The organism is Salinifilum aidingensis, assembly GCF_054782015.1.
Genome location: NZ_BAAGTH010000011.1, coordinates 111953 through 135230, shown reverse-complemented (window position 1 = coordinate 135230; position 23278 = coordinate 111953). Strand labels below are relative to the sequence as shown.

The 23278-nt window shown below is 73.1% G+C and carries 22 protein-coding genes; 16 read left to right on the top strand and 6 right to left on the bottom strand.

What is annotated here, in order from left to right:
• Positions 1–138: 138 nt before the first annotated feature.
• Both ACYVJE_RS15900 and ACYVJE_RS15895 read left to right on the top strand, forming a co-directional pair.
• Positions 139–774 (top strand): TetR/AcrR family transcriptional regulator, encoded by a 636-nt coding sequence (locus ACYVJE_RS15900; RefSeq protein ID WP_459156446.1) that lies wholly within the window; start codon positions 139–141, stop codon positions 772–774.
• Positions 775–920: 146 nt separating this feature from the next.
• Positions 921–1667 carry an Imm1 family immunity protein gene (locus ACYVJE_RS15895; RefSeq protein ID WP_459156445.1) on the top strand — a complete coding sequence of 249 codons (747 nt, stop codon included), beginning with the start codon at positions 921–923 and terminating at the stop codon, positions 1665–1667.
• 27 nt (positions 1668–1694) lie between these two features.
• On the opposite strand, the gene ACYVJE_RS15890 is transcribed toward ACYVJE_RS15895, so the two are convergent.
• Positions 1695–2321 (bottom strand): nucleoside/nucleotide kinase family protein, encoded by a 627-nt coding sequence (locus ACYVJE_RS15890; protein WP_461145080.1) that lies wholly within the window; start codon positions 2319–2321, stop codon positions 1695–1697.
• Positions 2322–2418: 97 nt separating this feature from the next.
• The gene (locus ACYVJE_RS15885) at positions 2419–3351 is read right to left on the bottom strand and encodes a S66 peptidase family protein (RefSeq protein ID WP_461145079.1); all 933 of its coding nucleotides are present in this window, start codon (positions 3349–3351) and stop codon (positions 2419–2421) included.
• 220 nt (positions 3352–3571) lie between these two features.
• On the opposite strand from ACYVJE_RS15885, the gene ACYVJE_RS15880 reads away from it, so the two are divergent.
• The 4 genes from ACYVJE_RS15880 to ACYVJE_RS15865 all read left to right on the top strand — a co-directional run bounded on the left by ACYVJE_RS15880 (position 3572) and on the right by ACYVJE_RS15865 (position 6929).
• Entirely contained in the window at positions 3572–4138 is a 567-nt protein-coding gene (locus ACYVJE_RS15880; RefSeq protein ID WP_461145078.1) for a DUF3090 domain-containing protein, read from the top strand.
• The gene (locus ACYVJE_RS15875; protein ID WP_461145130.1) at positions 4138–4938 is read left to right on the top strand and encodes an SCO1664 family protein; all 801 of its coding nucleotides are present in this window, start codon (positions 4138–4140) and stop codon (positions 4936–4938) included. Before ACYVJE_RS15880 ends, ACYVJE_RS15875 begins: the two co-directional genes overlap by 1 nt.
• 121 nt (positions 4939–5059) lie before the next feature.
• Positions 5060–6037, top strand: coding sequence for an MBL fold metallo-hydrolase (locus ACYVJE_RS15870; RefSeq protein WP_461145077.1), 978 nt, complete (start codon positions 5060–5062; stop codon positions 6035–6037).
• Positions 6038–6089: 52 nt separating this feature from the next.
• Positions 6090–6929: an SDR family oxidoreductase gene (locus tag ACYVJE_RS15865; protein ID WP_461145129.1), complete on the top strand. Its 840-nt coding sequence runs from the start codon at positions 6090–6092 to the stop codon at positions 6927–6929.
• A gap of 25 nt (positions 6930–6954) precedes the next feature.
• On the opposite strand, the gene ACYVJE_RS15860 is transcribed toward ACYVJE_RS15865, so the two are convergent.
• Entirely contained in the window at positions 6955–8187 is a 1233-nt protein-coding gene (locus tag ACYVJE_RS15860) for a serine hydrolase domain-containing protein (protein WP_461145076.1), read from the bottom strand.
• A 219-nt stretch (positions 8188–8406) separates the two neighbouring features.
• On the opposite strand from ACYVJE_RS15860, the gene mshC reads away from it, so the two are divergent.
• Together mshC and ACYVJE_RS15850 are read left to right on the top strand one after the other, a co-directional pair.
• Positions 8407–9645: a cysteine--1-D-myo-inosityl 2-amino-2-deoxy-alpha-D-glucopyranoside ligase gene (gene mshC / locus ACYVJE_RS15855; RefSeq protein WP_461145075.1), complete on the top strand. Its 1239-nt coding sequence runs from the start codon at positions 8407–8409 to the stop codon at positions 9643–9645.
• A gap of 84 nt (positions 9646–9729) precedes the next feature.
• Positions 9730–10941, top strand: a complete 1212-nt coding sequence (locus ACYVJE_RS15850) for an MFS transporter (protein WP_461145074.1) — start codon at positions 9730–9732, stop codon at positions 10939–10941.
• Between the two features lie 101 nt (positions 10942–11042).
• Here ACYVJE_RS15850 and ACYVJE_RS15845 read toward each other — a convergent pair whose 3' ends face one another.
• Entirely contained in the window at positions 11043–11954 is a 912-nt protein-coding gene (locus ACYVJE_RS15845) for a PAC2 family protein (RefSeq protein ID WP_461145073.1), read from the bottom strand.
• 795 nt (positions 11955–12749) lie between these two features.
• Between ACYVJE_RS15845 and ACYVJE_RS15840 the strand changes: the two genes are divergently transcribed.
• Both ACYVJE_RS15840 and ACYVJE_RS15835 read left to right on the top strand, forming a co-directional pair.
• Positions 12750–13532 carry a phosphosulfolactate synthase gene (locus ACYVJE_RS15840; RefSeq protein WP_461145072.1) on the top strand — a complete coding sequence of 261 codons (783 nt, stop codon included), beginning with the start codon at positions 12750–12752 and terminating at the stop codon, positions 13530–13532.
• Positions 13533–13548: 16 nt separating this feature from the next.
• Positions 13549–13950, top strand: coding sequence for a VOC family protein (locus ACYVJE_RS15835; protein WP_459156435.1), 402 nt, complete (start codon positions 13549–13551; stop codon positions 13948–13950).
• Positions 13951–14009: 59 nt separating this feature from the next.
• On the opposite strand, the gene ACYVJE_RS15830 is transcribed toward ACYVJE_RS15835, so the two are convergent.
• Complete coding sequence (locus ACYVJE_RS15830; RefSeq protein ID WP_461145071.1) at positions 14010–14651, bottom strand: HAD family hydrolase; 642 nt, start codon at positions 14649–14651, stop codon at positions 14010–14012.
• A 1195-nt stretch (positions 14652–15846) separates the two neighbouring features.
• Between ACYVJE_RS15830 and ACYVJE_RS15825 the strand changes: the two genes are divergently transcribed.
• The 5 genes from ACYVJE_RS15825 (at position 15847) to ACYVJE_RS15805 (ending at position 20856) form a co-directional block, all read left to right on the top strand.
• The gene (locus ACYVJE_RS15825) at positions 15847–17472 is read left to right on the top strand and encodes a BCCT family transporter (RefSeq protein WP_461145070.1); all 1626 of its coding nucleotides are present in this window, start codon (positions 15847–15849) and stop codon (positions 17470–17472) included.
• A 360-nt stretch (positions 17473–17832) separates the two neighbouring features.
• On the top strand, positions 17833–18522 hold the full coding sequence (locus tag ACYVJE_RS15820; protein ID WP_461145069.1) for an HAD family hydrolase: 690 nt from the start codon (positions 17833–17835) through the stop codon (positions 18520–18522).
• A gap of 85 nt (positions 18523–18607) precedes the next feature.
• Positions 18608–18871 (top strand): phosphoribosyl-ATP diphosphatase, encoded by a 264-nt coding sequence (locus ACYVJE_RS15815; protein WP_459156431.1) that lies wholly within the window; start codon positions 18608–18610, stop codon positions 18869–18871.
• A gap of 45 nt (positions 18872–18916) precedes the next feature.
• Entirely contained in the window at positions 18917–19795 is an 879-nt protein-coding gene (gene hisG, locus ACYVJE_RS15810; protein WP_461145068.1) for an ATP phosphoribosyltransferase, read from the top strand.
• Between the two features lie 200 nt (positions 19796–19995).
• The gene (locus ACYVJE_RS15805; protein ID WP_461145067.1) at positions 19996–20856 is read left to right on the top strand and encodes a VOC family protein; all 861 of its coding nucleotides are present in this window, start codon (positions 19996–19998) and stop codon (positions 20854–20856) included.
• 124 nt (positions 20857–20980) lie between these two features.
• Here the strand turns inward: ACYVJE_RS15805 and ACYVJE_RS15800 are convergent, their stop codons facing one another.
• Positions 20981–21910 carry a RecB family exonuclease gene (locus tag ACYVJE_RS15800; protein WP_461145066.1) on the bottom strand — a complete coding sequence of 310 codons (930 nt, stop codon included), beginning with the start codon at positions 21908–21910 and terminating at the stop codon, positions 20981–20983.
• A gap of 89 nt (positions 21911–21999) precedes the next feature.
• On the opposite strand from ACYVJE_RS15800, the gene ACYVJE_RS15795 reads away from it, so the two are divergent.
• Positions 22000–23148, top strand: coding sequence for a site-2 protease family protein (locus ACYVJE_RS15795; protein WP_461145065.1), 1149 nt, complete (start codon positions 22000–22002; stop codon positions 23146–23148).
• Positions 23149–23278 lie beyond the last annotated feature (130 nt).

Here is a 23278-nt window from a genome sequence, read left to right as displayed (position 1 = left end):
GACGCCCGCGCGGACGCGGCGCGCGGGCGTCCGGGAGTTGCGCCCTCCGGGTGATCGAGATCCCAGTGCGCCGAGCGGCGCGGCAGCCGGGATATCCTGGCGCGGGGAGAAGCCGATCAGCACCGGCCGGGGGTAGTCATGTCGCACCGAGGGAACCGCAGAGCAGCGCTCGCCGAAGCCGCGATCGCGGTGCTCGCCCGCGACGGGGGCCGAGGGCTGACGCACCGGGCGGTCGACCGGCAGGCGGGGTTCCCCGAGGGGACCGCCAAGAACTACTACGTCACGCGCAGCGCGCTGCTGCGCGCCGTGGCGCACCACGTCGCCGAGGACCACGCCGCGGCGATGCGGCAGTTGCGGGAGACCGCGCCGGCCGGGCTCACGCCCGACGACATCACCGCCCTGTACGCCTCGATGCTGCGGCGCATGACCACCAGCGCGCGCAGCCAGTTCCTCGCCCTGTTCGAGCTGCACCTCGAGGCCGTGCGGGACGCGGACATCAGCGCCGCGCTCGGCGAGGTGGCCGAGGCCAACGCCGACACCGCGGTGGCCCTGCACGCCGAGGTGGACCAGCAGTTCAGCCGCCCGGCAGCGGGGCTGCTGGACGCGGGCATGCTGGGGGCGGCCCTGTCCGCGCTGAGCCTGCCGCGCGCGACGCTGGAGCGCAGCGGGCTCGACGACGCGGACCTGCTCGCGCGGGCGCTGCTGACCGCATCGCGCAACCTGCCGCCGAGCGCCACCTCGATCATGGGGCTGGTCGACGGGCGGGCCAGTTGAGCGGTGGCGGTTCGGGGCGATCATGTGACGCGCGGTAACCTGCGCTCGGCTGGCGTCGCGGACGCAGCCTCGTCACCGCGGGTGACCAGCGATACGTGGATGCGCTGGGGCAAGGGCCGCCTCGACCGGAAGTGATTGCGGAGAACATGTCGAATCCGTCAGCAGACAACGAGTTCGCCAACGACAACCCCGGAGGCGAGTCGGGCTCCTCGGCGGACTCCCCGACCGCCGTGTTCACGCGACTCGCCGACGTTCCGCTGGACGCGGTGGACAAGCTGATCGAGACGACGCAAGCCGTGTACGACGACCTGAACAGGGTCATGGGGCACCCGTACTGGGGGCACCTCGTCTTCCACCAGGGCGCCGCGCTGCGCGCGATGCACGAGGCGCGGGACTCGCTGCTCGGGCTGCGCGCCGAGGCCACCGGTGCCCGCAACACCGAACTGGGGGTGACTGTCACGACCGCGGTCGTCGACGGCGAGCGGTACTACGCGCACACCTCGGCGGACAAGACCTCCCTGGTCGACCAGGTGCTGCGCACCCCCGGCCCGCGGGCGCGGCACCTGTACGTGTGGGACCGGCCCTACGTGGACGAGGACGGTCCGGCGCCGGCCGTGCAGATCCGCGTGGTCGTGGACACCGACGCCGAGGTCGGTGCGCTCAACTACACCGAGGAGATCGAGGACGGCGAACTGGCGTCCTGGCAGCCGCAGAACCCGGAGCCCGTGGCGGAGGCGCCGCGGTTGCGCTTCGACGCGGGCAGCGCCCTGCAGTTCCCCCGCGACGCGGTGCTGCCGTTCCGGGAGCTGCGCGCCGCCCTCGACGAGTTCGTCCGCAGCGGGCAGCAGCCGGAGGCGGTCACGTGGCAGGTCGCCCGGTGGGGTGATTTCTGAGGCGGTTCCGGCCTCACCGGGCACGGCTCAGAGCGCGTCGATGATCGCGGGCCGCTCGCTCCGGTCCATCCGCACCGCCACGTCGGCACGGCTCTCCGGCGCCACCTCCTGCCCGTAGCGGTGCAGCGCGGGCAGGGTCCACTGCTCCTCGTCCGGCACCCGCTTGGGCAGGGCCGCCTCCGGCACGCCCAGGTGCACCGCGAACTCGAACGGCAGCCCCGCGCCGAGCAGCAGCGGCCCGTCCACCAGGACCACCCCGCGCGGCGGCAGCGGCACCCGCGCCGCGCGGGGCGAGCGGTCGCGCTCGGCGTCCCACAGCGCCGGCAGCACGGTGCCGCGTCCCCGCTCGGTCGCCGGGTCGAGCGCCTCCCGCCGGAGCCCGGCGAGGTCGAACCAGCCGCTGTAGTACGACTCCGGGTCCTGCTGGCCGAACTCCAGCCGCAGCGAGGCGGGGCGCAGGTAGTCGCGCATCCGCACGCGCACGGCCTCTCGCCCCCGCGTGCGCAGCGGCGCGACCAGCTCGTCGGCCAGCTCGCCGGTGCCGAGGCCGCAAGCCCCGTCGACGGCCACCCGCAGCCGCGTGCCGCCCGCCGCGTCGATCCGGTCGGCCAGTTCGGTCAGCAGGTCCTGCCGGGACACCGAGCGCACGCGCATGCCCCGTTTCTACTAGAAGGCTTCGTCAGCTCGTTTTGCGCACGGTTGAGGGCGGGTGGCTGGGGGTAGATGGGAGGAACCTCCCGAGGCGTTCCGCCTAGCGCAGCGCAGGACCCGTCATCCGCAGCGTGCGCCGCGCGGCGTCGAGCTCGGCCACCGCCCCGAGCGGCACCGTGGACTGCCCGGTGCAGTGGCCGAACCCCACCTCCCCCAGCACCGGGACGCCGAGCTCGCCGAGGACGTCGGACATCGTCGCCCGCACCTGTTCGGGTGGGCCGCACCGGGTCCACGAGCCCAGCGCGACGCCGCCGGCGCGGTCGAACCAGCCGGCCCGGCGCAGCTGGGTGAGGAACCGGTCCAGCTGGTACGGGTCCTCGGTGACGTCCTCGAGCAGCGCGATCCCCCCGGGTGGTGGGACCGGCGCGTCGGGGGAGCCGAGCGTCCCGGCCGTGACGCTCAGGTTCCCGCCGCAGGTGGGCCCGCGCGCCGTCCCGGGCACCAGGCACTCCGCCGCCGCACCGGCGAGCTCGAGCGCCGCCCCCGGCTCGAACAGGCTGCGGCGGAGGTGCTCGCGGGCGGTCGGGTCCTCGGTGAAGGCCGGCGTGGCGAGCATCGGTCCGAACAGGGTCACCACTCCCAGGTGCGCGGCGAACGCGTCGTGCAGCGCGGTGACGTCGCTGGACCCGACCAGGACCTTCGGCCCGGCCGCGGCCATGGCCCGCCAGTCGAGCCGGTCGAGCACCCGCATGCTGCCGTACCCGCCGCGCGCGCACAGCACCGCGCGCACCTCCGGGTCGCACCAGGCCGCCTCCAGGTCAGCGGCCCGCTGGGCGTCCGTGCCGGCCAGGTACTCCACTCGGAGGTGCCGGGCGCGCACGTGCTCGCCGAGGCGCACGCGCAGGCCCCACTCGCGCACCTGCCGCAGGCCGGTGTCGAGCACCTCCCCGGGCACGGGACCGGCCGGGGCCACGACGGCGACGGTGTCGCCCTCGCGGAGCCGCGGCGGGCGTTCGCGGTCGGCGGTCGGCACGGGGCGGCTCCTCGGGTGCTGCGGGGGGAGGGCTGCGGTGGGGCGGACCACGCGGGTCGCGGGGGTGTTCGCGCACGGCGAAACCACCCCGCATCCTGCCATCGGTGCTGCGCACCGGTGGCGATCGGCAACACCCCCGGGCACGGTTTCGCACACCGGGGTGCGAAACCCGGACCGGGCGCACACGCCGGGTCAGCCGTGGCTTAGTGTCGGCGGTGCCATGGCTCGTGTCATCCACGTCTTCCGCCAACCCGACCGCTTCGTCTCCGGAACCGTCGGGGAACCCGGGGAGCGCACCTTCTACCTCCAGGCGACCGAGAGCCTGCGCACCGTCAGCGTCCAGCTGGAGAAGCAGCAGGTCTCCGTGCTCGCGGAGCGCATCGGTGCGCTGCTCGACGAGGTGCAGCGCCGGTTCGAGCTCGAATTCCCCGCGGAGACCCCCGAGGAGCTGATCGACACCGATCCGCTGGAGGTCCCGGTGGAGGAGGAGTTCCGCGTCGGCACGATGGGCCTGGGCTGGGACGCCGAGACGGAGGCCGTCGTCGTGGAGGTCCTCGCGATGACCGAGGAGGAGATCGACGAGTCCATCGTCCTCGACGACACCGAGGAAGGGCCCGACGCGCTGCGCGTGTTCCTCAGCCCGATGTACGCCCGGGCGTTCGCCGAGCGCGCCGAGCGGATCATCAACGCCGGGCGCAAGCCCTGCCCGCTCTGCAACGAACCGCTGGACGCGGAGGGGCACATCTGCCCGCGGCAGAACGGTTACCGGCGCACCGACGAGGTGTGATCGGCGTGCTGCACACCGACGAGCACGCCCGCGAACTGCTCATCCGGGGGCAGCTCGACGTGCGCGGCCGCCTCGTCGCGGCCTCCAACGCCACGCTGCTGTGCGGCGTCGAGTCCGACGGCGTCCGCGCCGAGTGCGTCTACAAACCGGTGCGCGGGGAACGCCCCCTGTGGGACTTCCCGAACGGCACGCTGGCCGGCCGGGAAGTGGCCGCGGCGCTCGTCTCCGACGCGCTCGGCTGGCACCTGACCCCGCCCACGCTGCTGCGGGACGGCCCGTTCGGGCCGGGCATGGTGCAGCTGTGGGTCGACGACCACAGCGGCGCCGGCCTCGTCGACGTGGTCCGCCCCGAGGAGACCCCCGAGAGCTGGCGGGTCGTGCTCCACGCCGAGGACGAGGAGGGCGAACCCGTCGTGCTGGCCCACGCCGACGACGAGCGTCTGCAGCGCATGGCCGTGTTCGACGCGGTCATCAACAACTCCGACCGCAAGGCCGGGCACATCCTGCACACCGCCGGCGGCCGCGTGCTCGGCGTGGACCACGGGGTGAGCCTGCACACCGAGGACAAGCTCCGCACCGTCCTGTGGGGCTGGACCGGTGAACCCCTGCCCGCGTGGGCCGTCGAGCAGCTCCGCGAGCTGCGCAGCCTGCTCGAGGGGTCCCTGGCCGCGCAGCTGGTGGAGCACATCGACGCCGCGGAAGTCCGGGCCGCCGCCGCGCGCGTGGACCGGCTGCTGGAGAGCGGCACCTTCCCGGAACCGCCGGAGGCCTGGCCCGCGATCCCCTGGCCGCCGTTCTGACCCGCCGCGCACGCGCCGGAACCGTCCGCTCCGCAGGGCCGGCGGGTCAGCGCTCCTCCGGTCGTAGGACCCGCGGACGCCGAGCTCGCCACGTCCGGGCGGAACGGGCAGGCTGGCCGGTGTGCACTCCCGGCAGCGACGCTTCCCGGCGCGACCGCTGCGCCTGCAGCGCGGCGCCTACGCGGACCGCCTCGCGGAGGCGCCTCCGGGGTGGTTCGACGTGCTGCGCTTCGCCTGGACCGCCGAGGAGCGCGCCCGGCGGGCGGCCGTCGACGAGCTCCCCGTGCGGCGTGCGGAACCCGCCCCCGTCGGCGAGCGCGACACCGCCCTGACCTGGGTCGGCCACGCCACCTACCTCATCCGGATGCAGGGCGTGGCCGTGCTGGCCGATCCTGTGTGGTCGGCGAGGGTCCCCGGCGTGCCGCAGCGGCTGACCCCGCCGGGAGTGGAGTTCGACGACCTGCCGCCGATCGCGGCGGTGCTCATCTCGCACAACCACTACGACCACCTCGACGAGCCGACCGTCCAGCGGTTCCCGCGCAACACGCCGATGCTCGTGCCCGCCGGTCTCGCGCGGTGGTTCGAACGCCGCGGGTTCACCTACGCCGTCGAGCTGGACTGGTGGGAGTCCGTGCGGATCTCCGGCCTGCGGTTCACCTTCGTCCCCGCCCGGCACTGGAGCCGCCGCCTGCCGTGGGACACCGGCGCCAGCCTCTGGGGCGGCTGGGTCATCACCAGCAGCCGCAGCCGCGTGCTGCACACCGGCGACACCGGGTACGGGCGCCACTTCGCCGAGATCGGCCAGTGGTACTCCGGCATCGACGCGGTCATGGTTCCCATCGGCGGCTACGAACCGCGGCAGCAGCTGCAGCAGATGCACATGACCCCGGAGGAGGCGGTGCACGCGGTCCGCGACCTGGGTGCGAGCTACGGAGCGAGCATGCACTGGGGCACGTTCCCGCTCAGCCGCGAACCCGCGGCCGAGCCGCTGCAGCGGTTCCGCGCCTACTGGACGCGGCTCGGCCTCGACGAGCAGCGGAGGTGGGACCTGGCGGTCGGGGAGACGCGCGTGGTCCCCCACCTGAAGCGGGGCCCGTGAACGCCCGCTCGGCGGAAAACCAGTGGACGGGCGGGTGAGACTGGCGGGCGTGATCCCCGAGCTCGAGCGCGATCCGCTGCCGCTGCGCGGCCGGGTCGCCGTGGTCACCGGGGTGAGCCGCCGCGCGGGAATCGGCTATGCGATCGCCCGGCGGCTCGCCGCTCTGGGCGCGTCGCTGCTGCTGCAGCACCACCAGCCGCACGACTCCGCCCAGCCGTGGGGTGCCGACGACCTCGAGGACGTGCACGCCGGGGTGCGCGCGTGCCTGCGCGACGAGGCCCACCTCGCGGCGACGGCCGCCGACCTGGCCGAGCCGGACGCGCCGCGGCAGGTGTTCGAGGCCGCCTTGCGCGCGCACGGCCATGCCGACGTCCTCGTCTGCAACCACGCGCGCAGCGGATCGGACGGAGCCCTGGGCGAGCTCGACGCGGCCGTGCTCGACGGGCACTGGGCCGTGAACGCCCGCTCGTCGATCCTGCTCGCCCAGGAGTTCGCCGCCCAGCACGACGGGAGCCCCGGCGGACGGGTGGTGCTGCTGACCTCCGGCCAGCAGCAGGGGCCGATGCCCGGTGAGGTGGCCTACGCCGCGTCGAAGGGCGCGTTGGCGGAGATCACCCTGACGCTGGCGGACCAGCTGGCCGACGCGGGCATCACGGTCAACGCGGTCAATCCCGGGCCGGTTGATACCGGCTACCTCGACGCGACCACGTGGCAGGAGGTCGCACCGATGTTCCCGTTCGGCCGTTGCGGCGAGCCGGACGACCCGGCGCGGCTCATCGCCTGGCTCATCACCGACGAGGCACGCTGGATCACCGGGCAGGTGATCAACACCGAGGGCGGGTTCGGCCGCTGGCGGCCCCGCGGGAACCGCCCGCGGGGCGGTGACCGGTAGCCGCCCCGCTCGGCGGCCGCCTCCCTCAGTCCACGAGCGCCTGGTGGACGAGCTGGCGCAGCTGCGACTGCAGCGGGTGCGTGCCGGACGGCAGCAGCTGGGTCAGGAACACCACGGTGATCTCCTCCGCCGGGTCGACCCAGAAGACCGTGCTGGCCGCGCCGCCCCAGGCGTACTCACCGGCCGAGCGGGGCACCTTGCCCGCCACCGGGTCCTCGACCACCGAGAACCCGAGGCCGAACCCGGTGCCCCCGTCGCTCGCGCTGGGGAGGTCCCCCAGCGTCATCGAGTCGAGAGTGGCCCCGCCGGGGAGGTGGTTGCGCGTCATGTACCGCACGGTCCGGCTGCCGAGCAGCCGCACCCCGTCCAGCTCGCCGCCGCGCAGCAGCATCTGCGTGAACCGGTGGTAGTCGTGCGCCGAGGAGATCAGACCACCGCCGCCGGAGAGCATCTTGGGCTGCTCCAGCGCGAGCTCGTGCGCGCGCTGCGCCCGCGGGTGCGGGGCGGCGCGCTTGGCCTCGTCGGCGACGTGGAGCGTGGCCAGGCGCTCGCCGTCGGCCGGGGCGGCGCTGAACCCGGTGTCGTGCATGCCCAGCGGTTCGAAGATGCGTTCCCGGAAGAACGCGTCCAACGACTGCCCGGAGGCGACCTCGACCACTCGTCCCAGCACGTCCGTGGCCAGCGAGTAGTTCCACCCGGAACCCGGGTCGAACAGCAGCGGCAGGCCGGCCCACACGTCGCAGCACTCGGCCAGGTCCAGCCCCTTGGCCATCCGGTCGTCGAACCCGGCCGCGCGGTACATCGCGTCCACCGGGTGGCGGTGGTGGAAGCCGTAGGTCAGCCCGGCGGTGTGGGTGAGCAGGTGCCAGATGCGGATCGGCTCGGTGGCCGGCCGGGTCCGCGGCGCGTCGGGCGTGCCGCCGAGGTACACCCGCGGTTCGGCGAAGGCGGGAAGGAACCGGCTGACCGGGTCGGTCAGCTCGAACACGCCCTGTTCGTGCAGCATCATCGCCGCCACCGAGGTGACCGGTTTGGTCATCGAGTAGATGCGGAACAGCGTGTCGGTGCGCACCGGGGTCCCCGCGTCGACGTCCTGCCAGCCGCGTGCGGACAGGTGCGCGACCTTGCCGCCGCGCGTGACGAGCGCGAGCCAACCGGGCAGGCGCCCGTCGTCGACGTATCCGGCGAAGTGCTCGTCGAACCGGCGCAGCCGCGCCGCGTCGAAACCGACCTCGCCGGGGGAGACCTCGATGTCCATGCAGTTCACCTCGTTGTCGCGGGACGGGACCGACGGTCTTTCTACCGCTCGTCGGGGCCCGGCCGAAAGCGCTGCCACCGTCGCGCACCGGACGCCACCGCGGCCGGGGTGGGGCGTTCCTCGGGGACATCCCACCGCACGCCGCGTGGCAGGGGCCGCACCGCGTGCGATGCGGACGGCAGCGGCGCGTTCGTCGGCGCGGCGGCTAGGGTCGAAGGCATGCAACCCTGGTCGTCGGTTCCCGTGCCCCAGGTGCCGGGCACGCCTCGTCCGCTGCAGTTGTACGACACGTCCTCCGGAGCCGTGCACCGCACGGATCCCGGTCACGTGGCGCGGATGTACGTCTGCGGCATCACGCCCTACGACGCGACCCACCTCGGGCACGCCGCCACCTACCTGGCGTTCGACCTCGTGCACCGGATCTGGCTGGACAACGGTCACCGCGTGCATTATGTGCAGAACGTCACCGACATCGACGACCCGCTGCTGGAGCGGGCCGCGCACGACAACGAGGACTGGGTCGTGCTCGGGATGCGCGAGACCGCCCTGTTCCGCGAGGACATGGCGGCGCTGCGCGTGCTGCCCCCGACCGACTTCGTCGGTGCGGTGGAAGCCATGCAGGAGATCACCGAGGCGGTGGGCAAGCTGCTCGCTTCGGGCGCGGCCTACCGGGTGGACGATCCCGAGCACCCGGACATCTACTTCCGCCACCAGGCCACCGGCCGGTTCGGCTACGAGTCCGGCTACGACCACGAGACCATGAGCACGTTCTTCGCCGAACGCGGCGGCGATCCCGAGCGCCCCGGCAAGGAGCACCCGCTGGACGCCCTGCTGTGGCGCGCCGCGCGCGAGGGCGAGCCCTCGTGGGACTCGGAGCTCGGCCCCGGCCGCCCCGGCTGGCACCTGGAGTGCTCGGTGATCGCGCTGAACCGGCTCGGTCTCGGGTTCGACGTGCAGGGCGGCGGCTCGGACCTGATCTTCCCGCACCACGAGTTCAGCGCGGCCCACGCCGAGGCGATCTGCGGGGAGTTCCCGTTCGCCAAGCACTACAGCCACGCGGGGATGCTGGGCCTCGACGGGTCGAAGATGTCGAAGTCGCAGGGCAACCTGGTCTTCGTCTCCCGCCTGCGCGGGGACCGGGTGGACCCGATGGCGATCCGGACGAGCCTGCTCGACGGGCACTACCGCGCGGACCGGTCGTGGACGGCCGATGTGCTCACCGCTGGGACCGCCCGGTTGGCGCGCTGGCGGCAGGCCGTGTCCGCCGAGAGCGGCCCACCAGCCGAGCCCGTGCTGGACCGGCTGCGCGAGCGCCTCTCGGACGACCTGGACACCCGGGGGGCCCTGGCCGCGGTCGACGAGTGGGCCGATGAGGCCCTGACCGGCCGGAGTGAGGACACCGCAGCTCCCGCGCTGCTGCGCACGGCCGTCGACGCACTGCTGGGCGTGCGGCTTTGATCGGTGTCGGGGGTGGTTGGTGAACTGATCGTCGTCTCCGCGGCGCGGGGACGACGACGGTGACCCCGAACCCCGAGGTGAGAAGTGAGCACGACGCGTCGGAGGCCGCCTGCGGTGTTCGAGGTGCTGCGCGCCCGGTACGTGCCCAGACTGCTGTCGGCTTCGCTGCTGGGGCGGTTGCCCACCGGGATGGCGCCGCTGGCGATCCTGCTGGCGGTCCGCGACAGCGGCGGGGGCTACGGGCTGGCCGGTGGGCTCACCGCGCTGTACGCCGGCAGCGCCGCCGTGTGCGGGCCGGTGCTGGGCAGGTTGATCGACCGGACGCGCCAGCCGCCGATGCTGCTGGGCTGCGCGGTGGCCTCCGCGGCGGCTTTCGTCGTCCTCGCCGTCGCGGATCCCGCGGCCCGTCCCGCGGTGGGGGCGGGGGCCGCCGTGCTCGCCGGTGGCGCCACGCCCCAGCTGGAGCCGTGCCTGCGCGTGCTGTGGGAGCACGTGCTGAGCGGGCAGCGTGTGGTCCGCGCGGCGTTCTCGCTGGACGCGGGGACGCAGGAGCTCATCTTCGTCTGCGGGCCGCTGGTGGTCCTGGCTTCCGTCGCCGTCGCGGGCCCGTCGGGCGGGCTGGTGATGGCCGGAGCGGTCGGCTTGGCCGGCACGGTGTGGTTCGCCACGGCGCGGCCCGCGCGGCGGTGGCGGGCGGAGGAGCGCGAGCGGCATTGGGCCGGGCCGCTGCGGCACGCGGGCATGGTGCGGCTGTTCGTCGCGCTGGTGGGTGTCGGGGCGACGATCGGCTCGTTCACGGTGGGTATCACCGGCTACGCGGAAGCCGCCGGGCAACGCGACGCCGCGGCGTGGTTGATCGCGCTCAACGCCGGCGGCGCCCTGCTCGGCGGGCTGGTCTACACGGCCGTTCCCGCGGCGCGGCGGGAGGACCGGCGCGTCCTGCTGCTGCTGGCGCTGCTCGCCGCGGGCTACCTCCCGCTGGTGCTCGCACCGCCGCTGCCGGTGATCGTCCCGCTGGTGCTGCTCAGCGGGTGCGCGTTGCCCATGGTGCTGGCCTCGGCGTTCGCGCTGGTGGCGGCGATGGCGCCGGAGGGCACGATCACCGAGGCGCACGCCTGGATGATCACCTCGTTCGGCGTGGGCAACGCCGCCGGGTCGGCCTTGGCCGGCGTCGTGCTCGACCTCGCCATGGCCTCGCCCGCGTTCGTCGTCGGCGTGCTGACCGCGGGGCTCGGCGCGCTCGTGATGCTCGCGCGCCTGGAACCTCGCGCGGACCCGGTGCGGGTTTCGGCGTAGCAACCCGTCGTCGCCGGTGGAAGCGAAGCAGCGCCCGCGAGCGACCAGCTCGCGGGCGCTGTCGTGCGCGGGGAGGCCTCGCGGGAGTCCGCCGGCGGGCTTCAGCCCGGTCCGGGACCGGTGGGGCCCTTGCCGGGGCCGCCGGGACCGCGGCGCCGCAGGTACCGCTCGAACTCGGCGGCGATCGCGTCGCCGCTGGTCTCGGTGAGCTTCACCTCGGCGTCACCGCGCTCCTCCAGGGCGCGGACGTAGTTGCGGACGTCCTCGTCCTCCTCGGCCATCTCGCTGACGGTCTGCTCCCACTCCTCGGCCTGGTCGGGCAGGTTGCCGAGCGGCACCTCCACGTCGAGCGCCTCCTCGACGCGGTGCAGCAGCGCCAGCGTGGCCTTCGGCGAGGGCGGCTGCGACACGTAGTGCGGCACGGCCGCCCAGAAGGACACGGCGGGGATGCCGACCTGCACGCAGGCGTCCTGGAAGATGCCCAGGATGCCCGTGGGCCCCTCGTACCGGGACCGCTCCAGGCCGAAGCGGCTGGCGGACTCGGCGTCGTAAGCCGCACCCGTCACCGGAACCGGCCGGGTGTGCGGGGCGTCGGCCAGCAGTGCGCCGAGGGTGACCACGGTTCGAGCGCCTACTCGCTCCATGAGGTCCACGAGCTCCGTGCTGAAGGCGCGCCAGCGCATGTTCGGTTCGATCCCGTGCACCAGCACCACGTCGCGCTCGCCGCTCGGCGGGCGGCACACGGTCAGCCGCGTCGTGGGCCAGGTGATCTCCCTGGTGACGCCGTCGACGAGCTTCACCGTGGGGCGGCTGACCTGGAAGTCGTAGTAGGGATCCGGGTCGATCTCGCTCAGCGATGTCGCGTCCCAGATGAGCTGCAGGTGCTCGATCGCGGAGCTGGCCGCGTCGCCCGCGTCGTTCCAGCCTTCGAAGGCGCAGACGACGATGGGATCGGTGAGCTCGGGGAGCTCGGCGCGCTGTTGGTCTGTGGAGGGTGGGTCGCGATCGGTCACGGCGCCAGCCTACGACGTCACCCCCGGGGGATGCCTAATTCCTCGGGGCGAGCGGTGTGCACAGCGCGAACGCTGCCGGATGGGGCGCGTGCGCTGCTCTCCTCCGGCGTGTCGTAGCGCGGGCCGACGGGTTGCGGGGCCCGGGCTCCGGGACGGAGGTCGGGGGCGGCGGAGCCGGCGGGGTGTCCGCTCTGGGCGAACGGTTTCGTGCGCGCGCGTGCGCGCAGGTGGGACTCGCCGTCCGGCGGGGCCGGAGCTGGAGGGGCCAGCCCCGCCGAGCCCTGGCGCCGGCTGGTCTGTGCCGGTGGGGCGTGCACCGGCGAGGCCCCGCACCGAAGTGCCCTGCGCCGGCGATTCCGGTGCTGCCGGGCGGACGCGGCGGGGAGCGGCGCTCCGGCGGCGTGCGGGCGGGGGAGCGGACGCGCCGCGGCGGCGTGCCGCGATTCCGGTGCGGAATGCGGATCGGGCGAGCACGGTGCGCGCGCGGAAGAATGCGCAGAGTGCGGCTGGGCGGAGAAAGCGGCGCGGCGGGGTGCCGGCGCGTTTCTGGCCGGGGAATTATCGGGAAACACCGCCGGTCCCCGCGTGAATCCGGCGCGTCCGTTTTGTCCCGTTGGGCTTCGTTTTACCCGATGGGGTGCAATGCGTCAATTCTGTTCGCACCCCACCCGTTGGGAATGCGGCCCCCGGCCTGGTAGGTTTCGTATCGTGCAATCACGGATCGGCGAACACCTGCGCGCGCGCCCACAATTATCCGCTTTCCGGAACGCCTCGCTCCAGTGCACCTAGGAGGCCATGTTGCAAGCTGTTTCTGCGCCGCACCAACATTCCATCCCGTTGCCGGCGCGGGACGTCAAGCCGCGTTCTCGCGGCTTGACGATGGTCATCGACAGCGGGTTGGCAACGAGCCACTTCCGTGACATCATGGCCAGCTTCGGCGACTTGATCGACCTCGTCAAGTTCGGTTGGGGGACGTGCCTGGTCACCCCCGATATCGGGGAGAAGGCCGCGGCCGCGGTGGACAACGGCGTCGACTTCTACTTCGGCGGCACGCTGTTCGAGAAGTTCCTGCAGCGGGACCGCCTCGACGAATGGTACAAGCTGTGCTTCGACAGCGGTGCGAGCACGGTGGAGATCTCGAACGGAAGCGTGGATCTCACCAACGCGGAGAAAGCGCGGTACGTCAGCCGTTTCGCCGAGGATTTCCGCGTTCTTTCCGAGGTCGGTTTCAAGGATCCGGCCCGTTCGCAGGAGCTCTCCCCGCAGGAATGGATCGACAGCATCCGCCGCGACCTGGACGCCGGGGCCAGCCACGTCATCACCGAGGCGCGGGAGAGCGGATCGAGCGGCATCTGCAGCGCCGGTGGTGACCTCCGCTGCGAACTGATCGACGAGATCGCCGACGCGGACGTCGACCTGAACACCCTCGTCTTCGAGGCCCCCACGAAGCAGCTGCAGACGCATCTGCTGGGGCAGCTGGGGCCGCAGACGAATCTCGGCAACATCCGTCCGGACGACGTGATCGGTGTGGAAACCCTGCGCCTGGGGCTGCGCGCCGACACGTTCGACGTTTTCTAAGGAGAGTCTGCACACCATGCGCGACATGCACGACGCGTTCCACCTCGCGATCCCGACCCACGACCTGGACGCGGCGCAGGAGTTCTACGTGACCGGCCTGGGCTGCAAGCTCGCCCGCCGCTACGACGACCGGATCACGCTGGACTTCTTCGGCGACCAGGTCGTGTGCCACCTCTCGGACAACATCGACACCGACCCGCCGCAGCTGTACCCGCGGCACTTCGGCGTCACCTTCCGCAACCGCGAGGACTTCGACCGGCTGGTGAACCTGGCGGAGACGCGCGGCCTGGAGTTCTTCGTGAAGCCGAGCAGCCGCTTCGAGGGCTCCGTGGAGGAGCACCTGACCGTGGTGCTCAAGGACCCCTCCAACAACCTGCTCGAGTTCAAGCACTACTACGACCCGCGGATGATGTACTGAGGTAGCGGGCAGGCGCGCCGCCGGCCCGGCGGCGCGCCTCCGAGCGCGCGGTTCCGCCGCTACTCCTCGCCCGCGAGCAGCCCGGGGAGCTCGTCGAGCCCGTCGATCACGGCCAGGCACTCCGCGGCGGACGGGTCCTCGGCGTTCAGGGCGCCCCACGGTCCCCGGCGCAGCCGCACCGCCGCCATGCCGGCGTCCACGGCGGGGCGCACGTCGTTGTCCCACTGGTCGCCGACGTAGACGATCCGCTCGGCCGGCAGGTCGCACTCCTGTCCGATCCGCGCGAAGAACTCCGGGGCGGGCTTGGCCGCTCCCCACTCGGCCGAGGTGGCCACCAGGTCGGCGGGCAGCTCCAGTGCCCGCAGGTTCTCGGCCAACCCCGGGTCCTGGTTGCCGCACACGCCGACGAACAGCCCCGAAGCCCGCAGTTCACCGAGAGCGGGCCGAACGTCCGCGTACAGGTCGTCCTCGACGACATCGGCGCGCCCGGCTCCCGCCGCGCGCGCGGCGGACCAGGTCAGGTCCGGGCGCAGCAGCGGCACCACCTCGCGGAAGTCGGCTCCGCGCGCCAGCAGTCCGCCGAAAACGGCCGAGAACGTGTGCTGCGGAACTCCGAGGAAATCCGCCATGGCAGCATAATCGCGCGATTTGTCCACAATGGTCTCGCCGATGTCGAAGAACACCGCGTTGAATCGAGGCATGCGCCGCACTCTAGCGAACCGGAGGCGGTCGGGGGAGGCGCGCCGGTGGTGACGCCCGCCTCGCGGTCCGCCGCCGCGGTCCCGGCGCACGTTCCGGGAGCGAGGCGGCAGGCGTCGCCGGTACCTGCGGGGCACCCGTGGCGATTGCGCTGCGGGGATTCCGCGGTAGCCGCGTCGGGCTGAACGTCCCCATCGCCAGTCCTCCCGCCTCCGGGAGGTCGTGATCGCCGCCGGTGACGTCATCTGTCCGAATGGGAGGCTCAGGGGCACGCGTGCTGCTCGGGCGGAGCGGCCGAGGTGGTCGCGCTCCGCCGTCGCTGCGGCTCGACGCGCCGCACCCGGGCGCGAGCGGAGCCCGCCGAGACGGCACCTGGTGGAGGGATCTTCTCCGCCCGCAGTCCTCCGCCGCCCCGTCGTCGCGGCGCCGGGGCTTCCCGGGCCCGCTGCCGCGGCGCTGGGGAGCTCTGCTCCTCCGGGGCGAGCCTGGCCGGGGATCTCGTGCGACCGGTGTTCGAGCTGCGGGGCGCCGGACCGGAGTCGCTCCGGGTGTATCCCGCGACCCGTTCAACGCGCTCCCCGCGGCCGCGGCGGATCGCAGCAGCGCGGGACCGCGCGCTCGCGCGGGTCCGGGCCACCGGGGCGCGAGGTCCAGCGCTCGCACGCGCGGCACCCGGTTGCGCGGGATGCGGTCGAAGCAACCGCATTCCGCACAACGCCGCGGCCGCCGCGCCCGCGACCGTTCCGCCGGTACCCGCGCCACGGCCATCCGGGTCTCCCGCCTCGCGGAAGATCCTCTCGCGTCGCGGCAGGCTGCGCGGTGCGGGGAGGGCGCGGAGCCACCACCTCTTCCGGACGGCGGGAACCCGCGCTGCGACCGGGGGCGGTTCCTGTTGCAGACGCGGTCGGTGTGACTGATACTCGCCCCAGGTATACCGCCAAATGCTCCCGGTGTCGGTTTTCAACCCTGCGGGGCGGTGGGCCGCGCCGCGAAGCGGCAGTTCTCGCAACACCGCACGAGCGCATCGCCGAGATCGCCGAGGAGGAGAGCACCGCCGGATCCGCGTCCGCGACGAACAAACCACAGCACCGGGATCCGGCACAGCACCGAGGCTCCGGCTGACGTGAGCCAACCATCCGTGATGGGCGGAAGGTGACCACCGTGTACAGCTACGTTCGATCCCACACGAATCCTCCGGTGTTCCTCATTTCGGGGATCGTCGCGGTCGCGTTCGTCCTGTGGGGAGTGCTCGGCCCAGGAACGCTGTATGACACCGCGACTACGGTGAACTCGTTCATCACGTCGACCTTCGGCTGGCTCTACATCATCGCCGCCAGCTTGTTCGTCGTCTTCGTGGTGATCCTGCTGTTCACCCGCTGGGGAACGATCCGCATCGGACCGTCGGACTCCAAACCGGAGTACAGCAACCAGGCCTGGTTCGCGATGCTGTTCACCGCCGGCATGGGCATCGGCCTGGTGTACTTCGCCGTCAGCGAACCGGTCACGCACTTCCTCAGCCCGCCCACGGGCCAGGGGGGTACCGACGAGGCCGCGACGACCGCGATGCAGTACACCTTCTACCACTGGGGGCTGCACCCGTGGGCGATCTACATCATCCTCGGGCTCTCGCTGGGCTACTTCGCCTTCCGCCGCGGCCTGCCGCTGCGGCCGGCCTCGGCGTTCTACCCGCTCATCGGTGAACGGATCTACGGCTGGATCGGGCACATCATCGACATCCTGGCCGTGTTCGGCACGCTGTTCGGCATCGCCACCTCGCTGGGTCTCGGCGGGCAGCAAATCGGCGCCGGGTTCAACGCGTTGTTCGGCGTGGAGAACACGGCGACGCTGCAGGTCATCCTCGTGCTGGCGATCACCGCGATCGCGGTCGTGTCGCTGATGCTCGGCATCGACAAGGGCATCCGCAACCTCTCGCTGATCAACCTGTGGCTGGCGTTCCTGCTGATGGTGTTCGTCTTCACCGTGGGCCCCTCGCTGAACCTGTTGAACTCGGTCGCGGCGAACATCGGGACGTACCTGCAGAACCTGGCGGGGATGAGCTTCCAGACCTTCCCCAACGACGCGGGCGGCCGGTCCTGGCAGGGGGAGTGGACGCTGTTCTACTGGGGGTGGTGGATCTCCTGGTCGCCGTTCGTCGGCATGTTCATCGCCCGCATCTCCTACGGGCGCACGGTCCGCCAGTTCATCCTCGGCGCGCTGCTCGCCCCGGTCGGTGCCTCGTTCGTGTGGCTGACGGTCTTCGGCGAGTCGGCGCTGCGGCTGCTGCTGGCCAACCCCGCCAACCCGCTGGCCGAGGCGAGCAGCGAGACGGCCATGTTCGTGCTGTTCAACCAGCTGCCCGTCGGCGCGGTGATGCACACGATCGCCTCGGTCGTGGCCATCATCGTCGTGGTGCTGTTCTTCGCGACCTCCTCGGACTCCGGCTCGCTCGTGGTCGACATCCTCACCAACGGCGGTGATCCCAACCCGAGATGGCAGCAGCGCCTGTTCTGGGCTGTGCTGGAGGGCGTCATCGCCGTGGCGCTGCTGCTGGCCGGTGCTGCGAGCGGCGAGGACGCGCTCACCGCGCTGCAGACCGCCTCGCTGGTGGCCGGACTGCCGTTCTGCATCGTGCTGCTGGCGATGTGCGTGGGCCTGGCCAAGGGATTGGCCGAGGAGCGGATGACCGTGATCCAGGCCGAACCCCCGCCCGGAGCCGGCCTGCGGGTCAGCGCCGAGATCGGTCGGCGCCGGGGCGAGCACGAGCAGGGGACGAGCACCGAGTCCACGACGAGTGAGTCGCTGCCCGAGGACGAGGGGAGGTGACCCCTGCGCGGTGCGCTGCCCCGGGCCGCCCGGGGCAGCGCACCGCGGTCGTCCGTGGCGGGTGCCGCCGGCAGCCTGCTCACCCCGCCGGCGGAGGTCGTCGGCGGGGTCCTCCCACGACATGTGCGAGTTCGGATGAGCTTCGAGGATGCGCGGGCCGAGCACGTGTCCGCCGGGACGGTGACCGCGTTCCTCGTGCTGGGCGCTCGGAAAGTGGAAGCGGCCTGAAGCCGCGACCGCAGCGGCAAACCCCGACGCCGCACGCGTCCGCGAGTGCTTGGCCACGTTCTCGGGTGCCGGCGCCGGTGGTGATGCTCTACTGGGGCGCGGACGTTCCGCCAGAGGGGAGTGCACCGCGCGATGACGACCGCACCCGCCACCACGGGGATCACCGCCGTCCTGTTCGACATGGACGGCACGCTGGTCGACTCGGAGAAGCTGTGGAGCGTGGCGCTGGAGGACTACGCCGCTCACCGCGGCGGCGCGCTCAGCGACGCTGTCCGGGAGGACATGGTCGGTTCGAACATGCCGCGCAGCATGCGGCTCATGCTCGACGACCTCGGCCTGCCCGCGGTCGAGGAGGACGTCGCCGCCGCGGGCGAGTGGGTCGTGGGCCGGATGCGCGAGCTGTTCGCCGCGGGGCTGCCCTGGCGGCCGGGAGCGCAGGAGGCGCTGCGCGCCGCGCGGGCGCAGGGGCTGCGCACCGCCCTGGTGACCTCCACGATCCGCTCGCTGACCGAGCAGGCGCTGGACACGGTGGGACGCGAGCACTTCGACGCGACGGTGTGCGGCGACGAGGTCGGCGGTCGCAACAAGCCCGACCCCGAGCCGTACCGGCGGGCGTGCGAGCTCCTCGGGCTCGCGCCCGAGCGGTGCCTGGCGGTGGAGGACTCGCCGACCGGCGTCGCCGCGGCCGAGGCCGCCGGCTGCCTCGTGCTCGCCGTGCCGTGCGAGGTGCCCGTGCCGGACGGGCCGCGGCGCGTGCTGCGGGACTCGCTCGAGCGGGTGGACTTCGGCGCGCTCGGCTCGCTCGCCCGCGAGGTGGCGTGAGCCCACGGGCGCGCACGCGTGATCGGCCCCGCACGCGGACGGGTCCGCTGTCACGCCCGCGGACGAGGGATGCAAGGATTCGGGTGTGAAGACCTTCGACGACCTGTTCAGCGAGCTGCTCGACCGTGCCCGCACCCGCCCGGAGGGCTCGTCGACGGTCGCCGCCCTCGACGCCGGGGTGCACGCCCAGGGCAAGAAGGTGTTGGAGGAGGCCGGCGAGGTGTGGCTGGCCGCCGAGCACGAGTCCGACGGCGAGCTGGCCGAGGAGATCTCGCAACTGCTGTACCGGGTGCAGGTCATCATGGTGCAGCGCGGCCTCTCCCCGGAGGACGTCTACCGGTACCTGTGACCGGGTCCCCGACCCGTTCCGACCAGACGAGGAGTGCCCAGTCCCATGCTGCGTGTGGCGGTGCCCAACAAGGGCACGCTGGCCGGTCCTGCCTCCGAGATGCTCGCGGAAGCCGGCTACCGGCAGCGCCATGAGCAGCGGGACCTGACCGTGCTGGACGCGGTCAACAACGTCGAGTTCTTCTTCCTGCGTCCGAAGGACATCGCGATCTACGTGGGCAGCGGCAGGCTGGACCTGGGGATCACCGGCCGCGACCTGGCTCTCGACTCCGGCGCCGAGGTGGACGAGCGCCTGTCGCTGGGCTTCGGCGGGTCGACGTTCCGCTACGCCGCGCCCGCCAGTCCGCGCGAGTGGAGCGTGGCCGACCTCGAGGGCCGTCGCGTGGCCACGTCCTACCCGCGGCTCGTGGGCGACGACCTGCAGCGGCAGGGCGTCGACGCCCGCGTCATCCGGCTCGACGGCGCGGTGGAGATCTCCATCCAGCTCGGCGTCGCCGACGCGATCGCCGACGTCGTCGGCTCGGGCCGCACGCTGCGCCAGCACGGGCTGGCGGCCTTCGGCGACGACATCTGCGTGTCCGAGGCCGTGGTGATCGAACGCGCCGCCGAGCGGGTCTCGGCCGAGGACGAGGACACCGAGAGCGACGACCGCGCCAAGGAGCAGCTCATCGCGCGGTTGCAGGGCGTGGTGTACGCCCAGCAGTACGTCATGATCGACTACAACTGCCCGCGGGAGCTGTTGCCCGAGGCGACGCGGACCACGCCGGGGCTGGGCTCGCCCACGATGTCCCCGCTGGCCGACGACAACTGGGTGGCGGTCCGCGCCATGGTCTCGCGCAAGCAGGCCCCGGCGATCATGGACCGGCTCGCCGCGCTGGGCGCGAAGGCCATCCTCTCCTCGGACATCCGCGCCTGCCGCCTGTGACCGCCTCGGCGGCGCGATCTGCCGGGGTGTTCCACTCGTTGATCGTTTTCCCACCCGCGTCGTCGGACGTGCGCGCATAATGGGGCGCACGGTGTCGATCACGGGCCGCTCCCGGCGGGACGGCCCGGGGCGGCGCCACGGTGGAAGACGTCCCGGCCGGCTCCGCCGTCGAGGGCCGGGCTTTCGGTGGGGGTGTGCTCATGACGGTGATCGTTCCCGGCGAGACTCCGCCGCGGTGGGAGCTGTACGCAGGGATGCCCTGCTGGATCGAGCTCGCCACCGCCGAGGTCGACCGCGTCGCCGAGTTCTACGGAGGGATGTTCGACTGGACGTTCGCCCGGTCCGCGGAATCGGGGACCGGGGAGCACCTCATCGCGCACCGGGACGGCTACCCGGTGGCGAGCCTGCGCGAGTCCGCCGACGGGGAGTCCGCCGACGGCGAGTCCGCGTGGCGGCTGTACCTGGCCACCCGGGACCTGGCCGGCGGCGCGGAACGCGCCGAGGAGCTCGGGGCGCAGCTGCGCGTGCCGCGCGGCCACCTCCCCGGGATCGGCCACCACGCCGTGCTCACCGGCCCCGCCGACGGCGAGGTCGGGCTGCTCGAACCGGAGGAGTCGTGGCAGTTCGACGTGGGGCTGCCGGGCACGCTGATGTGGGCGGAGCTGGTCACGATCAAGGCGCAGACCGCCGACCACTTCTACCAGGAGCTGTTCGGCTACGAGGCCGAGCAGTTCGGCATGGAGCACCGCTCGGACTACTCGGTGTGGTACCTCGGCGGGGAGTCCGTGCTCGCCCGGGTGAGCATGATCCGCGAGCACATCACCCCGGCGACGGTGCCGCACTGGCTGCTCTACCTCGGCGTCGACCCGGAGATCGGCGTCGACGAGCTCGTCCGCAGGGCCATCAGCGCGGGCGGACGGGTGCGCGTCGATCCCTACGACTCGAACATCGGGCGCGTGGCGGTCCTGCGGGATCCCTCCGGTGCCCGGTTCGCCGTCGTCGACTCCACGCAGGCGGGGGAGTTCGGCAGCGCGGCCAACTTCGACCCCTACGACGACTGACGGGGCCGGCCGGAACGCTCGGAGAACCCGCGGACCGGCCTGCGTACGTGGGCAGGAAGCGGCTTCGCCGCTTGCCTGGCGGACCGGTGCGGCCACGCGGGCGGTCACCGGTCCGCGCGTGCGCTCATTCGGGGCGGGAGCGCGCGTCGTCCGCGGGAACCTCCGGCCACCCCGGGTAAGGCGGGGGCGTGCCGCCGAAGGAGGGGCAGACGGCCTGGTGGTCGCAGAAGTTGCACAGCTTGCTCGGGCTCGGGCGGAAGTCCCCGCTGCGCCCGGCGCGCTGGATCGCCTGCCACATGGCCTCCAGGGTGCGCTCGAACCGCCGCAGCTCGGCCTCGTCCGGCTCGTAGGTCAGCGCCTGCTTGTTCGCCAGGTACAGCAGGAGCAGCTGGCGCGGGACCACGCCCCGCTTGCGCCAGAGCACCAGCGCGTAGAACTTCATCTGGAACATCGCCCGGGCCTCGCCGACCTCCGGAGGGGCGGAACCGGTCTTGTAGTCCACCAGCCGCACCTCGCCGGTGGGGGCGACGTCGACGCGGTCGATGAACCCGCGCAGCAGCAGGCCCGAGTCCAGCTCGGTCTCCACCCGCATCTCGCAGGCCTCCGGGTCGAGGCGGCGCGGGTCCTCCAGTTCGAAGTAGGCGTCGACGAGCTTCTCCACCGAGTTCAGCCACGGCTCCAGCTCGGGGTCGTCCGGTCCGGTGAACAACGCCGCCAGTTCCGGCTGCTCCTGCTGGAGCTGCTCCCAGGACGGCCGCACGAACTCGCGCGCCCGGACGGCCTCCCGTTCGGCGCGGGAGAGCTCGAACAGCTGCTCCAGCACCGAGTGCACCACGGTGCCCCGCGCCTGCGCCCGGGTCGGCGTCTCCGGCAACCGGTCGATCGCGCGGAAGCGGTACAGCAGGGGGCACTGCTTGAAGTCGCTCGCGCGGGACGGCGACAGCGCCGGGCGGCGCGAGCGCGCGGCGGTGCCGGTGGCCTCCGCCCGCCCCGGCTCGTCCGGAGCGGACGGGTGCGTCGACGCGGTGCTCGGATCGGCGGAGGGGTCGGTCATGCCCCGGGACCCTAGTCGAGCGGTCCGACGGGGGCGCCGCCCGGAACTGTCGGCGATCCGTTCGCGGCCGGGGCGGCTACCCTGCGGGCATGGCCACCACGTCGCGCAGCGACTCACCCGGCTCCGCAGGCTCCGGCGGTTTGCTCCTCGCCCGCGTCGCGGGGGTGCCGGTGCAGCTGTCGGCGTCGTGGTGGATCGGCGCGGCGGTGATCGTGCTGCTGTACGCACCGCTGGTGGGGCGCATCCTGCCGCACGCGGGGGCGTGGGGGAGCGCGCTGATCGCGGCCGCCTTCACCGTGCTGCTCGGCGTGTCGGTGCTGCTGCACGAGCTGGGGCACTGCCTGGTCGCGCTGCGGCTCGGCCTGCCGGTGCGGCGGGTGCGGCTGTTCCTGCTCGGCGGGCTCACGGAGATGAACCGCAACGCGCCCCGCGCGGGGCAGGAAGCCGTCGTCGCCGTGGCCGGTCCGCTCGTCTCGCTCGCGCTGGGGGTGGTGGCCGGGGCGGGCTGGTTCGCGCTCGCGCCCGGCGGGGCGGTGTGGCTGCTCGTGGCGCAGACGTGCGTGGCCAACCTCGCCGTGGGCGTGTTCAACCTGCTGCCCGGGCTGCCGCTGGACGGGGGGCGGTTGGTGCGCGCGGGCACCTGGTGGCTGACCGGTGACCGCGGACGCGGGACCACCGCCGGCGTCATCGGGGCGGGGGCCGTGGCCGCGGGCTTGGTCCTCTGGGCGATGGAGGGGCTGGTCGCCGACGCGCAGGACCAGTGGCTGCGGCTCGGCATCGCGGTGCTCATGGCGTGGTTCGTCGTGGCGGGCGCGACCTCCGAGCGCGCGGCCGAGCAGGAGCGGCACCGGGCGGGCGAGCTGCCGATCCGGCAGCTGGTGCGCCCGGTGCTGCAGCTGCCCGCCGAGTGCCCCGTGGGGGATGCGCTCACCGCGGCCGCCGGTCGCGGTGTCGTGCTGGTGCGCGCCGACGGGATCGCGGTCGGCCTGCTCGACGAGAAGGCGGCCGAGCAGGTGGCCGCCGCCAACCCGGCGGAGCCGGCCGAGCGGGCGGCCGAACCGGTCCTGCCGGAGACGGTGCTGCTCGACGCCGACAGCTCCGAGGACGTGCTGGAGCGCCTGCGCAGCGTGGAGGCCTGGCAGTTCCTCGTGGTCGACGCCGGTGGCCGCCCGAGCGGGGTGCTGCGGCGCGTCGACGTGCGCAGCGCGCTGCGCGGCCGGCGCCCCGCGGGCCTGTGAGCCGACCCACCTCCACTCCCCCGGAGTACGCCCGGTGCGCCCTCGATGACCTGGGGCGTGGACATTTCTCGAGGAAAGTGCACATGCCCTGGGGGTGTGAAGGTGCCGCCTTCGAGGGCGTGATGGCTGG